The 15,980-nt window shown below is 57.0% G+C and carries 14 protein-coding genes; 8 read left to right on the top strand and 6 right to left on the bottom strand.

Annotated elements, in window-relative coordinates; translation table 11 throughout:
- The first annotated feature begins 328 nt into the window (after positions 1-328).
- The gene (locus O3648_RS00995; RefSeq protein ID WP_371567866.1) at positions 329-1,171 is read left to right on the top strand and encodes a shikimate dehydrogenase; all 843 of its coding nucleotides are present in this window, start codon (positions 329-331) and stop codon (positions 1,169-1,171) included.
- A gap of 82 nt (positions 1,172-1,253) precedes the next feature.
- On the opposite strand, the gene O3648_RS00990 is transcribed toward O3648_RS00995, so the two are convergent.
- Positions 1,254-2,546 (bottom strand): MFS transporter, encoded by a 1,293-nt coding sequence (locus O3648_RS00990; RefSeq protein ID WP_279754427.1) that lies wholly within the window; start codon positions 2,544-2,546, stop codon positions 1,254-1,256.
- Positions 2,547-2,942: 396 nt separating this feature from the next.
- On the opposite strand from O3648_RS00990, the gene O3648_RS00985 reads away from it, so the two are divergent.
- The 6 genes from O3648_RS00985 to O3648_RS00960 all read left to right on the top strand — a co-directional run bounded on the left by O3648_RS00985 (position 2,943) and on the right by O3648_RS00960 (position 9,144).
- Positions 2,943-3,593: a peptidoglycan amidohydrolase family protein gene (locus O3648_RS00985; protein WP_279741912.1), complete on the top strand. Its 651-nt coding sequence runs from the start codon at positions 2,943-2,945 to the stop codon at positions 3,591-3,593.
- Between the two features lie 1,029 nt (positions 3,594-4,622).
- Positions 4,623-5,222 carry a hypothetical protein gene (locus tag O3648_RS00980; protein WP_371567862.1) on the top strand — a complete coding sequence of 200 codons (600 nt, stop codon included), beginning with the start codon at positions 4,623-4,625 and terminating at the stop codon, positions 5,220-5,222.
- Between the two features lie 194 nt (positions 5,223-5,416).
- On the top strand, positions 5,417-5,641 hold the full coding sequence (locus O3648_RS00975) for a hypothetical protein (protein ID WP_279741914.1): 225 nt from the start codon (positions 5,417-5,419) through the stop codon (positions 5,639-5,641).
- A gap of 311 nt (positions 5,642-5,952) precedes the next feature.
- On the top strand, positions 5,953-6,933 hold the full coding sequence (locus O3648_RS00970; RefSeq protein ID WP_279741915.1) for a glycosyltransferase family 2 protein: 981 nt from the start codon (positions 5,953-5,955) through the stop codon (positions 6,931-6,933).
- Between the two features lie 41 nt (positions 6,934-6,974).
- Positions 6,975-7,967 (top strand): glycosyltransferase family 2 protein, encoded by a 993-nt coding sequence (locus O3648_RS00965; protein WP_279741916.1) that lies wholly within the window; start codon positions 6,975-6,977, stop codon positions 7,965-7,967.
- Between the two features lie 61 nt (positions 7,968-8,028).
- Complete coding sequence (locus O3648_RS00960; protein WP_279741917.1) at positions 8,029-9,144, top strand: acyltransferase; 1,116 nt, start codon at positions 8,029-8,031, stop codon at positions 9,142-9,144.
- 90 nt (positions 9,145-9,234) lie between these two features.
- On the opposite strand, the gene O3648_RS00955 is transcribed toward O3648_RS00960, so the two are convergent.
- The 5 genes from O3648_RS00955 to O3648_RS00935 form a co-directional block, all read right to left on the bottom strand.
- Complete coding sequence (locus tag O3648_RS00955; protein WP_279754426.1) at positions 9,235-10,635, bottom strand: hypothetical protein; 1,401 nt, start codon at positions 10,633-10,635, stop codon at positions 9,235-9,237.
- Between the two features lie 117 nt (positions 10,636-10,752).
- Positions 10,753-11,628, bottom strand: coding sequence for a glycosyltransferase (locus O3648_RS00950; RefSeq protein WP_279741919.1), 876 nt, complete (start codon positions 11,626-11,628; stop codon positions 10,753-10,755).
- Between the two features lie 50 nt (positions 11,629-11,678).
- Positions 11,679-12,056, bottom strand: a complete 378-nt coding sequence (locus O3648_RS00945) for a DUF2304 domain-containing protein (protein ID WP_279741920.1) — start codon at positions 12,054-12,056, stop codon at positions 11,679-11,681.
- 2 nt (positions 12,057-12,058) lie between these two features.
- Positions 12,059-12,745 carry a glycosyltransferase family 2 protein gene (locus tag O3648_RS00940; RefSeq protein ID WP_371567857.1) on the bottom strand — a complete coding sequence of 229 codons (687 nt, stop codon included), beginning with the start codon at positions 12,743-12,745 and terminating at the stop codon, positions 12,059-12,061.
- 254 nt (positions 12,746-12,999) lie between these two features.
- Complete coding sequence (locus tag O3648_RS00935) at positions 13,000-15,000, bottom strand: DUF6541 family protein (RefSeq protein WP_279741922.1); 2,001 nt, start codon at positions 14,998-15,000, stop codon at positions 13,000-13,002.
- A 393-nt stretch (positions 15,001-15,393) separates the two neighbouring features.
- On the opposite strand from O3648_RS00935, the gene O3648_RS00930 reads away from it, so the two are divergent.
- Complete coding sequence (locus O3648_RS00930) at positions 15,394-15,936, top strand: flavin reductase family protein (RefSeq protein ID WP_279741923.1); 543 nt, start codon at positions 15,394-15,396, stop codon at positions 15,934-15,936.
- The last annotated feature ends 44 nt before the right edge of the window (positions 15,937-15,980 follow it).

Genomic DNA, 15,980 nt, shown 5'->3' with positions numbered 1-15,980 from the left:
ATCCTCCGAATATCGGTATCACTTCACTGTGACGGTGTCTGTGTAGTCTCACGTGCGCGCTCCAGCGCACAAGTAGTTATACCAAGCTTATACCTTTGAGATGTTTAAGTCAGATACATTGTGCTCTTAGGGGTATAAATTATTTTTCTCTTCTCCCCAACTCCAGCACATATTTGGCACCGGTTCAAAGACATGAAGTCCCTTATGGAATAACGGAACACCAGGGTTCCGTCTCGAGGAGCGGACGTTTAGAGTGGGAATATGAGTTTGCGTACTGAATCTTTCCTGGTGGGCCTCATCGGTGACGGCATCACCTCCTACCCCTCCTATGCATGAGGCGGAGGCGGACGCGCACGGGGTGCGTTACCTGTACCGCCCCATCGACCTGGACGCCTTGGACCTGGACGGGGCTTCCGCCCCGGCGCTTCTGGATGCGGCAGCACTGCTTGGCTTTAACGCGTTCAACATCACGCACCCGTGCAAGCAGTCAGTCATGGAGCATCTGGACGAGCTTTCGGATGCGGCACGCGCCTTGGGAGCGGTCAATTGCGTGGTGATTCGCGAGGATGGCACATTCTACGGCGATAACACCGACTACTCGGGGTTCATTGCGGCATTGAAGCGCGGTCTGCCACAGGTGACGGAGGATCCAGCGCGTCTGGAGCACGTGGTGCAGATGGGTGCTGGCGGTGCCGGTAGCGCCACGGCGTACGCACTGTGCCGTCTGGGGGTGCGCCGCCTGAGTCTCTTTGAGCGTGACGCGGCGAAGGCTCAGGGGCTTGCGGAGCAGCTGGATGGGCTCTTCCCGCAGACCCGAATCGAGGTGTTGAGCGACGATGAGCGCCTCATTGAATCTCTACTGAAAGCTCAGGGTTTGGTGAATGCAACCCCGGTGGGTATGCACGTGCATCCGGGCATGCCGTTGAGTGAATCGGCACTGAGCGCCGGGGTATTGTGTGAGGGCTTGTGGGTTGCGGATGTCATCTACCTGCCACAAGAAACGCAGCTGGTGCATGCGGCGCGTGCCGCCGGGTGCGAGGTGCTGACGGGTGGCTACATGGCGGTGGGTCAGGCGGTGGATGCGTTCCGCCTCTTTACCAAACTAGAGCCGAATGCTGAGCGTATGGCGGCGCATTTTGAGGCACTGATTGCGGCACAGCAGGGGGCTTAGAAAACCACATACAGGTGGGGCTGGATAGTCATCTATCCAGCCCCACCTGTATTTATTCTATATACGAAATATATTGTATGGGCTATGCATCCAGTTCCGCAAGGGACTTCTTATAACCCTCACGAGCCGTCAGCGCACCCAAGGCCACGAGCACACACATGGCGACCGTGAACACGGCGGGCAACACCGCATTGTGCAGGTCGGCACCAGCGAGGCTCGTTGCCACGGCGGGTGCTACGCCTCCGGAAATTGCGAAGCCAATCTGGGTGCCCAGCGCCAGACCGGTCACGCGCACGCAAGTGGGGAACATCTCCGCGTAGAAGGCGGGCCACACGCCATTCGCCATGGAGTAGAGCGCACCGTGCATGAGCACACCGTAGGCGAAGATACCCACCCAGTTACCCTCGGCAATCGCGCCAAGGTACGGGAACATCACCAGGGAAGAAGCAACCGCACCGGTAATGAACACGGGCTTACGACCAATCTTGTCGGCAAGCATGGCGGCGAGCGGAATCGCAATCAGACCGAGGGTATTGGAGGCGACCGGCACCAGCAGCATGGTGCTGCGATCAAGGCCGTAACCCTTGGTGGCGAAGGAAAGCGCGAAGGTCGTGAAGACCATGTTCACGGTGTTGACCATGGCGCACACGGCGATGGTGAGTACGGCCCGCTTGTGGTGCTTGAAGACCAGCACGAGCGGGGATTCGGTGAGCTTTTCACGCTGCAGGTAGGCGGGCGGTTCAGAGAGGGTGCGGCGAATCAGCCAGGCGGTCACCACCACGAAGGCGGAGAGCCAGAAGGGTACGCGCCAGCCCCAGGTGAGCAGCTGTTCGTCCGGCAGGGCGGCGAAGGGAATGAACACAGCAGTCGCCAGCAGCGAGCCGAACTGGGTGCCCTGCAGGGTCCAACTGGTGGTGAAGGCACGCTGATGCTCGTTGGCATGCTCCAGGGAGATGGAGATGGAGCTTGCCTGCTCACCGGCGGCGGAGAGGCCCTGAAGTATACGGCAGATGACCAGCAAAATCGGTGCGATAATACCCGCTTGGCTGTAGGTTGGTAGGCAACCGATGGCGAAGGTGGCGCTACCCATCAGGAAGAGCGTGAGCATCAGGACGAATCGGCGGCCGTAGCGATCACCGAGGGGTCCAACGATCATGGCGCCGAAAGGTCGCACAACGTAGGCGACGCCCACAACGACCATGGATTTGAGAATGCCAATGGCTGCGGTGTCTTCGGGGAAGAAGATACGGTTAAGCACGATTGCGGCAGCGGTGCCGTAGACCGCGAAGTCGTAGTATTCGAGGGCGGAGCCTATCCAGCTGGCGAGGGCGGCTCGTCGTGGTGATCGGGCGGGCGCGTCGGTGCGTCGGCTCATGGGTGGCTCCTTCGGTGCTATACCCGTTGGGATGGGTGGGGTCGCGGCGTGGGCGGCCCGCGTGGTCTGTCAATGTGCTCTTTTAGTCTAGGGAGCAATGCACCTGTTTTCCATAGGTTAACCTAAGTTCCCAGGGTTTGAAGTAGGTAGAAACACGGAGACCGTGCGAACAATAAAGAAATTTGTAATTTCAAAAATACGCGACAGGACTTTCACATCCCAACCCACATAAAGTGAATATCACCTCGGCAGGAGTGTGCCTACCGAGCAGTCACGCCGACCAAGATAAAGCTGGTCGGCGTTTTTAGTGTCCAATTCATTTGCGGTAGCCCCGAACTATAGACTTCCCGGGAGGTTCATAGTGCGGGGCTACCGCCTTTCCGAAAGGATTTTATTATGTCCAAGATTGATCAAGCGATTGCATGGATGGAGCAGCGTAAGGGCAAGGTGACCTATTCGATGAATTATCGAACTGGCCCGCATTCTTATGACTGCTCATCTGCGGTTTACTTTGCACTGCGAGATGCTGGCCTGCTCCCGCAGAATATTGCCATCGGTAATACCGAAACGCTTTTCCACGATTTGGAGAGTAATGGCTGGACTCAGGTTCGACCGGATGCATCGGGTAATTACCCGGCACGACGTGGCGACGTGTTTATTTGGGGTCGCCGTGGATACACCAGCGGCGCAGCTGGTCACACCGGCATTTTCTATGATGACCACGACACGATTATCCATTGCAACGCTGGTCATAATGGTATTTCTATCAATCCGCACGACACGATTTGGTCGTACAACGGTAGTCCGGCGATCACTATTTATCGTCCCCCGGCAGACGTAAACGAAGAAGAGGTTATCTATCGCGCAGCTAAGAATGCAATGAATGCAATCTATGACGAACCTTTCATCCGCAAGGGAGATCTCGCAGAAAAGGCATTCGGCAACCGCCTCACTGGCCTGCGCGGCGTAATCCACTGGTTCGACAACTCCATGTTGCACCTTCAGCAGCGTCTCGATGATGCAGAAAAAGCTGTGCGTGCGCTCTAGTTAGATTTATCTACTGAAACCAAAGAGATAACCATCAGGGTGTTTGGGGGAGGGTCTCTAGGCCCTATCCCAAACACCCATAAAACTTTAAATATAACGCATTCAATAAATTACAAAATTTTACCTAATGAATATTTATCGATAAATAAACCAATATAAGTTAATTTACGAATTAAATAGCATCATCTACCTTCAAATACACCTCCCCCCTAACCTAAATATTAAATGTCGATTTAGAACATTGAAAAGTATCTGTTTACTCTTTTGACTAGGCATAGTATTCAGGAGAAACCATGAAACACCTACCCCGTCCCTGCGCAGGGTGCAGGGAGCCAACCAGTTCCTATAGAGAGGACTGCCGCACCTGCCAGGCGCGACGCCGTGCTATACAGACGCACGATAGTCCCTATCTAATGCAGGGGCATTCAATATGCCCTCGGTGTTGGCGTACGGCAGGTCTCTCTCTACCGGCAAGTAGTGTACGCCCGGAGAACTACGGGCAACCGCTCGTAATAGAGAATCAATGGAATCCCATCTATTCCATCTGCCGTGCATGTATCCACGCGCCAGAAGGTACCGTTCCTCTTGATTCACCGCGGGTCTATCTTCCTGTCAATCCTAGAGCTCGACGAACTTCAAAGCAGCGAATTTACCCTTCGCGAGCAAATCCGGTTCTTTTTCTTCCGCTTTCTCATTGCACGCGTTGCGAGAAGCCAATAGATGTGGATTCTCGACATGCCGGGCATCCCTTATGCCGCAAGCACTACCGGCAAAAGAAGCGACAGAATGCGCACCAGGATACTGAAGCTCCAATCGGCAAGAAGAGCGGACAGGATGAGTGGGCCGTTCATGATGCTGGTTTAGCATCATTCCTACACGCACGGAGAAAACGCCTGTCACATGCTTCAACTTCCCTGCCAAGAAGCAGAAGCAGAGCAACTCTTTGTAGAGCCAACACTATGGTTCACGCACCTTCCGCACTGTAGCGGATATCAATAATTCACTCATTTAGCAGAGAGGCTACATCATATGGCTACCATTTCGTCTGGCGAGCAACTGCAGCAGCATCTAATCGCTCTAACTGTGTGCACACCAGTGAAGGACTCAGACCGTCAGTGTCTACATCGCACAAATTTCCGTATTCCACGCCATCAGGCATTATTGGATGAGCTGGCAGATTACGTAGCCGGTGGTTCACGTACTGGAGGAGCATCCAGCACCAGCCGCTTTGGAAGTCGTATACCTATTTCTGCTAATGCATTAGAAATCCAAGAGTCTATTCGTGCCGTTGTTATGCCCTCATTCCCAGGTGCACCGCTGAAAAATCAGGTTTCTGCGTGGATTCACAATCACCTACATCAGGAGCTTCATGATGAGGCGTTGGCAACGACGACCAGTTGGATTCGGGCCATTGTTGCGTTGCGCCATCCCAGTCATGATTTGCAGGGATTTTGTCCTAACTGCGGGCAGCAGGAAGTCATGAAAACAAGCTGCGACGGCTCAACATCAATACGCCGACCTGCACTGTATTACACCGCTGAAAGGGCATCTTGTCGTTCTTGCTCTGCTATGTGGGAAGGTTTAGAGGGCATGAAGGCCTTAGCTCTGCTACTTCATAGCCAGGACTAATACTGTCCGCATTAAACTTCTGCCTGTGAAAATAGGTAAGCGTTCCAGTAGGATTACATCATTTTCCCAGGCAGATAAAGCTACCGCAGGAAGCTGTTATTTCACTGCTGTAGTTCACCCCGTCAGGTTTATCCTGGCGGGGTTTTCTGTTAAACCGCAGCTATCATAGCTGCCCAACCGCCAAGGAGATTATCATGGCACCTATTTCTGAAGCATCCGCCTACCGCGCAGCACATCGAGCCCTAACCGATGTGTATAACGAGCCCTTTGTTCGAGAGGGTCATCTTGCGGTTGCTAAATTTGGCAATGCTACTGTCAACACTCGAACCGTTGTGGAATGGTTCGATTATCAGGTGATTCTCATTGCTAAGCGTATTGAAGATATCGAGAAGCTCGCAAAGTCAAAGCGCCGTGCTTAGACACCGTCCGGAATGGCGTAAGCAGCTGTACGCGGTCATTCCAGCTACCACTGCCGTCCTGCAGACCTACGGAATCCTCACGCAGGAGCAGGCTAGTGTGTGGGCTGGTCTCGCGATAGCCCTCTGGGGTTTGTGGATAGCTTGGGCTAACACCGACCATACTTGCAAGCCCCGCAATACTACGCATATCCCTCCTCATCAGTAGGTCCGTCACATACCGTGGGGGCGGTGGAACATATTTCGATTCCCCACCGCCCCCACCGTATGATGTACCTGTATAAGTTCCAGCCACCGCATTCCGAAGAGGTACTATGCCGTCACCCCGCACCAGCATTATCATGCCGGTCTACAACACCGTAAACACTGTAGTTCGGGCTATCGACTCCGTACTCTCTCAAACCGACCCGGACTTTGAACTCATCATCATCAACGATCAAAGCCCGGATGATTCTCACCGTGTAATTCAGGAGTATCTCCAGAAACTCCAGGACTCACGCATCTCGTACCACCTTAACGAAAAGAATCTGGGACTAGCTGGTGCGCGCAACGTTGGAATCAGCCATGCGACCGGCGAATGGCTCGCTTACCTCGACTCTGACGATGCATACAAGCCCAACTTCCTAGAAGTCATGCACGCCGCCGCAACCGATGACGTCGATATCGTCGGTTGCGCCCACGACATCTACTACCCGGACGGATCAACCCAGTACCGTCTCATGGGCGAGGACGGTACCTTTAGCGGTGATGACGCGCTAGCACGGGTTCTTAGCAGCCGCATCGCGCCCTTCGCATGGGACAAAATTTTTCGTCGCACCACACTCAAAGACATCCGATTCCCTCTCTTTAACCGAGTGGAAGATGCCGGATACAGCATCGCGGCCTGCACCGTAGCCCGCGCACTGAAGATTATCCCTGATTCCCTGAATCTCTACTCCGTTAACCCCGAATCTATCACTTGGGGTTCTACTCCTCCTTTCGAAGATCTAGTCGCCTTCATGGATTACGTGGATGCGACAGTAGATGCTCCCCACGCCGGCAAGAAGGTTCGGACCGCGCTTGCCATCTCGCGCATCATCAATTTTGTGAACAGCGGTAATAGCATCCTGCGACAGAATCCTCCCGGGGGTAAAGAATTCCTACATCGCTGCCGCCAAGAAATTACACCCCATACCCTATACCTTGCGATGTCCGCCGGTTCCGTCTATGGATTTGCAGGTGCGCTCTTCAAATATTTCCCCAAAATCTATTACCCCATCTATCGGACATATATTAAGCGCACCTACGGAATGTAGCCCTGTTCTTATCAGCCCCGTTTTCAAAGGTTCCCGTCTTTATGTCTGCCACCCCTCGCACTAGCGTTATCATGCCGGTCTACAACACCGCCTCCACCGTCATTGCGGCGGTCGAGTCGGTGCTGGCGCAGACCGACCCCAATTTTGAGCTTCTGGTCATGATTGACGGCTCCCCGGATCATTCGGCGCACCTGATTGCCGAGTATCTGCAGCAGAACCCGGATGAGCGCGTGCGCGTGTTCAATAACCCCAAGAATCAGGGCCTGTCTGCAATGCGTAACCAAGGTCTCGACCACGCACGTGGCGAGTGGGTGACTTTCCCCGATTCTGACGATGCTCTCTACCCGACCTTCCTGGAGCGCCTGCACTACCACGCCGAGCGTACTGGTGCGCAGGTGGTCAATTGCGCCCACAATATGGTGGCAACCAATGGTGCTAACAGGAAGCGTCTGAAGGGCTCCCCCGGCACCATGACTGGTCAGGAGGCGGCATTTGCTCTACTCAAGGACGAGCTGTCTCCTTACGCCTGGGATAAGATTATTCGCCGCGAACTATTTGAGAACGTCAGGTACCCCCAGATTGAACGTGCTGAGGACGAATGCGCGCTACTGGACTGCTACCTGCGAGCACAGAGCGTGACCATCATCGATGAGCCACTGTACGCTTACGCTGTGAGCGCGGCAAGCCTGACATGGAGCCGTATTACTCCCCTATCTGAGACTGCCCGCCTGCTGGAGTATTTTGAGAAGTCTCTGCAGCGTACGAGCACGTATCATCTGCCTGCCGGTCAGGAGGCGCTGACGATTGCCCGGGTTCTTGCGTACCTGAATAATGCGCAGCAGGCACTGATTGTGGGCGGTGAGAGCGCACCGGCTGTACTGGCGGGTTGCCGTAGTGGTTTTACGGTGCGCGATGCACTGCTTGCGTTGCCCATCCGCCCGGTTTTTGGTGCCGCCGGTCTACTGTTGAAGACCAGCACGACACTGTACCGTCTGCTGTATGGTGCGTACGTTAAGCGGGTCTATAACCTCTAGAATTCGGGTGCATGCACCCATTTTTCATCACACTCACACACATTGATTGGAGCGGATTTTCATGTCCTCCAAACCTGCATCGGCGCAGGTGGCGTTCTCTCAACCTGCGGATGCTCAGCCTGAGTCTCAGGTGCCTGCCGCGCGCCCCAGACCTGCGCGAAAGGTGTATCTGGACCTCATTAATGTTCTCGCCATTATCTGCGTGGTGGCGTTGCATGTGCGGTTCAACTACCGGGTGGATTATGATTCGCCCGGTTGGGTTCTCGAGAATATCCTGTCGGGTACCGCGGTGGCTGCAGTGCCGCTTTTCTTCATGGCCTCGGGTATTACCCTGCTGAATTTCACGAACCGTGAGAGCGTCGGCACGTTCTATAAGAAGCGTTTCACGAAGATTCTGATTCCGCTACTGGTGTGGGGTCAGGTGTACCTCTTTGCGCGCAGCTGGTTTAAGCACACTCCCCTGCCCACGGGTGAGGAGATTCTGGCGGTGCTGTTGGCACCAAACAAGGTGGGCGTGACCCTCTGGTATTTGGAAGCACTCATCGGCGTGTACCTGGTGTTGCCGATCTTCTCGTACGCCCTGCGTGGTGCCGGTGAGAAGAAGGTGCAGCTGGCGTGGCTGATGGCGGCTTTGGGTCTGCTGATGCCCATTGCGACTGCTTCTCTGCAGAAGATTAACCCGCAGTTTATGCCGGAGTTCTCGGCACCCATCGTGGGGTATGTGGGCTTCTGCTTCCTGGGTTACGCGCTGGCGAATACGGAGTTTAGCCTGCCGTGGCGTCTGGTCATCTATGTGCTGGGTGTTGCCGGTTCGCTCACGCATATTCTGGTGGGCCCGTACCTGGTGCTGAACCACCAGGGCCTGGGCGGTTTGGCGACCGAGTACCTGTCTGTTCCGACGATTTTCTGGGCTTCGGCGGTTTTTGTATTCTTCAAGTCTCTGCCGCTGAATCGCCTGCCGGAGGCGGTTCAGACGGGTCTGCGTAAGCTCTCGGCTCTGACTTTTGGTGTGTACCTGATTCACCTGCTGATTATTCAGGGCCTCGCCGCCTACGGTTGGCCGCTGGTGGATTACCGCCTGGAGGCACCCTACGCGCTGCTGGTGTGGGCTTCTTCGCTGGTTCTGGTGTGGCTACTGCGCTGGATTCCGCCGGTTCGTAAGTGGCTGATTCCCTAGCGGTGATCCGCCTACCGGGGTAAAACGTTGGGAGGGGAACGTACGTGACGTACGTACCCCTCCCGTAGGTTTTTAATCAGAGGTTTTAAACTACTCCGCGTGGGTTTCTTCGGCGCGAGCTTCTTTCGTGCGGGATGCCAAAGACACACCCACCATGTGCACCACAAAACCGCAGACCGGGCCAACCGCCAGCGCCACAATAGCGCGCGGTACCAGCGGGGTGGGGACCAAGAATGCCAGGCTCAATGTCACCGCCGCGGCAACCACCCAGCCGGCAAGGTAGATGCGGTGCTGGTTCACTGCGAGCGCCATATTGCCCGAGAGGGTCATGAGCGCCAGCAGTGCCGAGGCGAAGACCAGCGCACCCAGGGTGATGCCGGAGGCTGCCACCTCGTAGGCGGACTCTGCACCTGTAGCAGGCGGGTAAATCAGGCGGAACAGCAGCGGACCCACCACGTACGCCGCCAACGCGCCTACAGCGCCCACAACCACCACGACGGCGGCAGGCTTAATGAACGCCGCTACGGGGCGGTGGCTCTGCTTCAAGAAGGCAGAAACCGCCACACCCTGGAACGCCTGCAGGGGAATCATAATCGGCGAACGGGTAATGGAAATCGCCAGGATCAGGGTGCCCAGCACGACCGGTTCGCTCTCTGCGGTGCTGCTCGCCTTCAGCACGTTCGGGAAGCCCATCATCAGTACAGCCGCGGCGGCAGAGGACAGGAACGACCAGAGGATATTGGCGCTCAGACGGCGCGCGGGCACATCGGCGCGGGCAACCCACAGGCGGCGACCCGAGACGGTCGCGAGCGCCAGGATGAGCCACAGGCCCATCGGCACGACGATTGCCACCTCAAGACCGGCAAGAGAAGGAATCATGAGCGCAGCCGCAAGGATGAGGATGAGGCGCCCGACCGATTCCAGGCCGCCTACCGCCGCGAAAAGGTACCAGCGGTCCTCACCGGCGGTCACGCCACTGATGGTCGCCTGCAGGGCGTAGAGGAACACGCCCACCGCCATAACGATTACACCAATCGCCGCCGAATGCGGAATCTGCTGGTCTGCCCACAATGGGGAGCTCACCAGCACCAATGCGGCGGCGATAGCGCCCAAAGCCGCGGTTACCGTAATCACGAGAGCGCCCTGCGACACGGAACCCTCAGCAGATGTAGCGCTGCCCGATACCGCCCTGTCAGTTACAGTATGAGTGCGTGCCGTACCCACCGCACGCGTAATCTCCGGCTGAATACCCGTGATAATACCCGTCACCGTGAAAAGCGCCGCCCAAAAGAGCAGGAACTCCGTCAGCTCCGAACCGTTCAGGGCACGCTGAGCAATCATAGTCACCACCAGTGTGGAGACCGCCGCCAACAGGGACGAACCCAAAAGCGCCAGGGACTGGTAGCGGGTAACCGTGCCCGACAACTGAGTCTTTTCGGAGGTTTGTTCCTCCACCCCACTCTTATCGGGGTGCTGCACCGACTCGCTCACTGCATCCTCCTCGTTCCAGGCCGCCAACATAGCCGCCAACACAAATCATCATTACATACGCAGATGCGCCGCACATCCATCGCAGGATGTACGACGCACCGCACACAAATATAGAGTTTACTTCACCACATGCTCAGCAAGGTTCTTAACACCCTGCCACTTCTTCGCCAGAGCCGCCTTCGGTAGCAGAGTCAGCGCGTGAGCACGCGAGGAGAAGCGAATACGCGCCACACGAGCAGCCTTCGTCCAACCCAGGGCAGTCATCTCTTCAACCATGGTGTTGTAGTAGCGGCGCTCCTCCTCAAAGCGGGTACCCTCCAGGGCACGCCAGGACGAGTCAGAACCACCGTGGCGGCGGTACATGAACGCAACCTGCGGATCGTAGTACAGGGAGCCGCCGCGCATCGTAATGTCGAGGATCAGCGCCATGTCCTGGATAACGTTCAGGCCCTCACGGAAGCCGGTGCCCACGATAGCGTCCTTACGCCAACCCAGGGAGGGGAAGTAGAACCACGCGCCGCGCAGCAGGGAGGTAGCCAGCTCCTCCCCCTGCAGAACAGCCTCACCCTTGGGGCGGTAGAACGCCTTAGTCTGCTCCACCAGAGTGTTCGACAGGCCGTTGTTCTCATCAATCACGACCACGCCGGGCTGGAAAATGGACGCCTCAGGGTGCTTAGCCGCCGCATCCACGAGCCACTGCACATAGTTGGGGAGCATGACGTCGTCAGCACCCATGACGGTGACCAGCTCGTTCTCCACAAAGGTCAGGCACTTGCAGTAGTTCGCGTTCGCACCCAGGTTGGTTTCATTACGCATATAGGTGATGCGCTCGTCCTTCAGCGACTCGAACCAGCCGGGAATCGAGTCGTCCGGGTAGCCGTCATCAACAACAATCAGGCGCCAGTCCGGGTTGGTCTGACCGACCACAGACAGCACAGCCTGCTTCATCATGGCGACGTCGCCGTAGTAGGGGAACAGAATATCAACGGTCATGAGGTATTACTCCAACTCACAAAGGGGTGAAAAGTTCGACAGTAAAGCTTTTAAGATTCCTGCTGGTTACGCTTTTTCGCACCGGCAGCGCCCTCCGGCTGCTCCTGAAGCGCCTTCAGGATGGCGACTTCCTCAGCCAGAATGCGGGTCTTCTCCGACAGGCGCGACAGCTCCAGAGTCAGGTGAATACTCACACCCATCAGCAGCAGAATAGACAGGAGGAACAGCAGATTCACCGGCAGGGCGACGCCCACAAAATGCGCCACACCATTCAGAAGATTCGGGAAAACACCCAACACAATAATGGTGGTACCAATAATCAGCCATAGGGCGGCGTACCGCTCCTTCATGCGCTGGTTACGCACCTGAATCACCACGAAAGTGCAGATCAGTACGGCAAGGATCAAGAAGAAAACACTGGCGCTCACGGCTACTTCTCCTCAGGACGGCGGCTCACCGAAATGCCGTAGGCAAACAGTGAACGAACCAGATAGACAGCAGACTTCAGCGGACCGGAGGAGGGGGTACCTCCCTGACGTTCACGCATATGCACCGGCACCTGACGCACCTTCAAGCCATTGTTAATAGCCATGGCGGTGATGTCGATCGTATCGCCCAGGTATTCGGCGGGCAGGTTACGGCAGTAGAAGTCGATACCGCGGCGGTTAGCGATCTTAAAACCGCTCGTCACGTCCGTGAACGGGGTACCCGCCGAGCGGGTGAACAGGAACGACAGCAGGCCCATCGCCCACTTGCGCGGGCCGGACACCTCGTAGTCAGCCGCACCATCAGCGAAACGGGAACCAATCACGATGTCGTAACCCTGCACCGCCTCGATGAGTGAAGGGATACTCTCGGGGTGGTGCTGACCGTCCGAATCGACCTGCATGGCGTAGTCGTAGCCCATGCGCTGCGCGTACTTGTAGCCGGTGCGCATGGCGGCACCCACACCCATGTTGTAGGGCAGGTCAATCACAAAAGCGCCCGCCTCACGAGCCACAGCGGAGGTGTTGTCGGTGGAGCCGTCATTGACCACCACCAGGTCCACGTAGGGTACCGTCTCCTTCAGTTCAGCGATGCTGCCGGGCAGTGCTTCTTCCTCGTTCCAGGCGGGCATAATCACCAGCGTACGAGGTGAAGTGAGTGGGGTGAGAGGCGGTGCGGGAGAACCCATAGGGCAGTTACCCCTCCTAATGAATGTGTCTTACCGTGCGTGTGAAAGCCGGTATGCCCTAGTGGACATACCGGTTTTCATCATATCAGTGGTTCCGCGGCATCTAAGATTTGGTGACAGATTGTAGACTGCACCACTTATTCTCTGAGATGCATACGCTCTATAAGGGGGTGTTGGCGCACCTTCTAGTTAGCGCATTAGTTATCGCAGGCGCTAATGCGGTACAGAGTCATCGGGCCTGAGGAGTACACCGGGGTCAGAACGTCCGTGTCGATAGCAGCCACCAGGCCGTCATAGTTCTTCTGCTCGCTGGGGCCGAAGTTGCCCTGGTTCTCCAGGTGCACGTACCAGTGAGCCTTGTACTGGTTCACCTCGCGGCAGACTTCCGGGTTCGTGCGGGCGTCCTTCAAATCGTTCAGGATCGCCGCGTACTTCGGGGAGGTCTGGAACTCGAAGTGGTAGCTGGTCAGGTGGCGGTCAGCCAGCGCGTAAATGTAGGCGCTACCGTCCCAGGGGTTGTTCACGATGGTGTCGCCCTTGGGCACGATCTTCGGAATCTCGTTAATGACGTTCATCTCATCCTGGTTCAGGATGTCGGAGGTCGGGGTCACCTGGTACCTCTTCGCCACCTCGAGGGTTGCGTCATGCATTGCGGGGGTACGCGAGGACAGGCCCGCAACCGCGAGCACCAGCACCATGGCGGCACCCATCATTGCCGGGGCGACCTTCGCGTGCTTCTCACGCGGAATAGCGTGCATGATGCGCACGAAGATGCCCTCCACGGCACCGCCCAGGCCAATACCGGCAAGAAGCACGGAGGGGAACACCACCAGCGCCGCCAGGCGGAAGTGGTCGGTGTACCAGGGGCCTACCATCAGCAGGCGGAAGTCACCGCGCGGCACCGAAGCCGCAATAATCCACATGTAGCCGACCAGCATCCAGCTGCCAATCAGCCACAGGTTACGGCGCTTATACAGCAGGTAGCCAACGCCCCACAGCGCCAAGAAACCGACCAGGTAGGCGGGAGCAAAATTACCACCCAGCGGGTTCGCGTTCTCCAGGCCCAGGAACAGGAACTGGTAGACCGCCTCGCCTTCGCCCATGATGGAGGTCCACAGTTCGCTCGCCTCCTGGCTCGGGCGCAGCACGGACCAGGCGGTGACGCATCCGGCGATCAGGGCAACCAGCACGCCGGTACCCACCAGACGCTCACGCGTGGACGCGCCACGAGTCCGCAGAACCTGCACCACGCCGCCCAGAAGCATGGGCACCGCAAACACTGCGGCAGAAACCACCGCGTTCGGATGCACCAGAGCCAAACCGCCCAGACCCACCAGAATCGTCAGCGACAGGGACAGCACGAGGGAGTACTCGCGGCGCGCCATTACCTGAATCATGTGCGACAGCAGCGCCACGAACGCGGGTAGTAGGGCGTAACCAAGAAGGTTCGGGAACAGCACGCCCCAGAACAGCAACAGACCGGGGAACGCAAAGAAACCGCAGGTCAGTGCCGGAATGGCGAGCGCCTGCAGGCGGCGCAGATGCGGAATGCTCAAGCACATTGCCACCAGGGAGCAAGGCCAGATAATGCCCGCCACCAGCAGAATCATGACGATGGTTGCCGTAGCAATGCTCGTGCCGGTGGTGTTGTAAATCAGGTACACGAAATCGTGCCAACCGGCGGGGTAGAAGTACGGCTCCTGGTTCATGCCGGAGACAGCGCCCATGGTCAGGCTGGAGGCGTCGCCGTGCTCCTGAATCCAGCGGATCGCGTTCATGTGGTAGGAGTTATCGAGGGTCTGCGAGAACGCCTCCGGACCGAACACCATGTCCTCGGTCATGTGCAGTACCAGGAAACCCCCCAGTACTGCACCCACCACCGGCCACGCGACAGGAACATCATTACCCGGCCACGAAACAGACGCCAGAGCAGGCCAACGGCGACCCACCAGCCACATGAGACCAGCAGCCGCAGCCACCAGCACTGCAGCGACCAGCACGAAAGAAATCAGGCTCCACGGAATACCGGTCTTACCCAGCACAATCGCAGAGACAGTCACTAGGGCAAACGTCAGCAACGGTGCGTAAAAAACACGCAGACGTGCAGGAACACGCAACGCCCAGCCCATTGCATAGCCGGGGCCAAAAGCCAACATGACCGCAAAAAGGAGTAGCGGAATAGTTGCCAACCAGCTCATTAATCCTCATCTCACCACAGTTCACGCACCAAAAAACCCTCAAATACGGGGCACGAAACGCTTTCAAGTACCTAGCAAGGATACCTCAGAGGCCTCTACACCCCGCGAAACCCCGCAGAAGAGAGAGGGATAGCACCCACAACCCGCTACTCAGGCCCTAATGCGGGGCAATCGGCGAAGTGCATCTTCGAAGCTCCCAAAAGACGAAGATTATGACGTAATATTTCACACCCAATGTCACGAAAGGTTCGCCTAAGAAACATAGGGCAATAAATAAGGTGTTCGGCATCCTTTACCTTTACTCTGAACATATCTCCCCTTAACTAAAGGGTCGCCCAGAGCAAACACCACAGGACGAACCCTCAAACGCAGCCGCAGAAGAAAGGGTCGATTATGACCGAAACCGTTGCAGCACAGGCGCTCATCGCCGATACCTCCGAACAATTCAAACTAGCCTTCGGCCACCAGCCCGCAGGCGTCGCCATCATCACCGCAACCGACGAAAACGGTGAACCGGCAGGCTTCACCGCCTCCTCCCTGACCTCCGTGTCCGCAGACCCCGCCATCATCGCCTTCTCCCTGAAGGCAAATAGCGGATCCGCAGCAAAGATCGCTGCCTCCTCCTCCTTCCTCGTGCACATGCTCGACGCTGAGAATGTCACCATCGCCAAGAACTTCGCCACCCACGATTACCCCCGCTTCGAAGACACTAGCGCCTGGGAATTCGTCCACACCGGCGAGCCACTCGTCCACGGCGTACGCCGCGTTCTGCGCGCAACCCCGCTCAGCCGCGTTGAGGCTGGTCCCGCAATCGTCTTCACCGCCCAGGTTGAAGAGTTCATCCGTAACGATTGCGAAGGCACCCCGCTGGTCTACCACTCGCGTAACTTCCACGCGCTGGGTGACCACTCCAACGTGAACAACTACAGCATCTAACCCCCGCGCAGGGGTCACGGGGCGGTATTCGACGACCATGAAGC

Origin of the sequence: Rothia sp. 27098_8_161 (assembly GCF_041432905.1) — a bacterium.
In the GTDB taxonomy this organism is placed as follows: Bacteria; Actinomycetota; Actinomycetes; order Actinomycetales; family Micrococcaceae; genus Rothia.
Note: the sequence above shows the minus strand (reverse complement) of the source record. Positions and strands in the feature narration are given on the sequence as shown.

Coding starts and splice junctions, on each gene's coding strand:
- O3648_RS00960 (WP_279741917.1), top strand. CDS start 8,029: ATGTCCTCCAAACCTGCATCGGCGCAGGTGGCGTTCTCTCAACCTGCG.
- O3648_RS00985 (WP_279741912.1), top strand. CDS start 2,943: ATGTCCAAGATTGATCAAGCGATTGCATGGATGGAGCAGCGTAAGGGC.
- O3648_RS00995 (WP_371567866.1), top strand. CDS start 329: ATGCATGAGGCGGAGGCGGACGCGCACGGGGTGCGTTACCTGTACCGC.
- O3648_RS00970 (WP_279741915.1), top strand. CDS start 5,953: ATGCCGTCACCCCGCACCAGCATTATCATGCCGGTCTACAACACCGTA.
- O3648_RS00965 (WP_279741916.1), top strand. CDS start 6,975: ATGTCTGCCACCCCTCGCACTAGCGTTATCATGCCGGTCTACAACACC.
- O3648_RS00935 (WP_279741922.1), bottom strand. CDS start 15,000: ATGAGCTGGTTGGCAACTATTCCGCTACTCCTTTTTGCGGTCATGTTG.
- O3648_RS00940 (WP_371567857.1), bottom strand. CDS start 12,745: ATGCCCGCCTGGAACGAGGAAGAAGCACTGCCCGGCAGCATCGCTGAA.
- O3648_RS00990 (WP_279754427.1), bottom strand. CDS start 2,546: ATGAGCCGACGCACCGACGCGCCCGCCCGATCACCACGACGAGCCGCC.
- O3648_RS00950 (WP_279741919.1), bottom strand. CDS start 11,628: ATGACCGTTGATATTCTGTTCCCCTACTACGGCGACGTCGCCATGATG.
- O3648_RS00980 (WP_371567862.1), top strand. CDS start 4,623: ATGGCTACCATTTCGTCTGGCGAGCAACTGCAGCAGCATCTAATCGCT.
- O3648_RS00975 (WP_279741914.1), top strand. CDS start 5,417: ATGGCACCTATTTCTGAAGCATCCGCCTACCGCGCAGCACATCGAGCC.
- O3648_RS00930 (WP_279741923.1), top strand. CDS start 15,394: ATGACCGAAACCGTTGCAGCACAGGCGCTCATCGCCGATACCTCCGAA.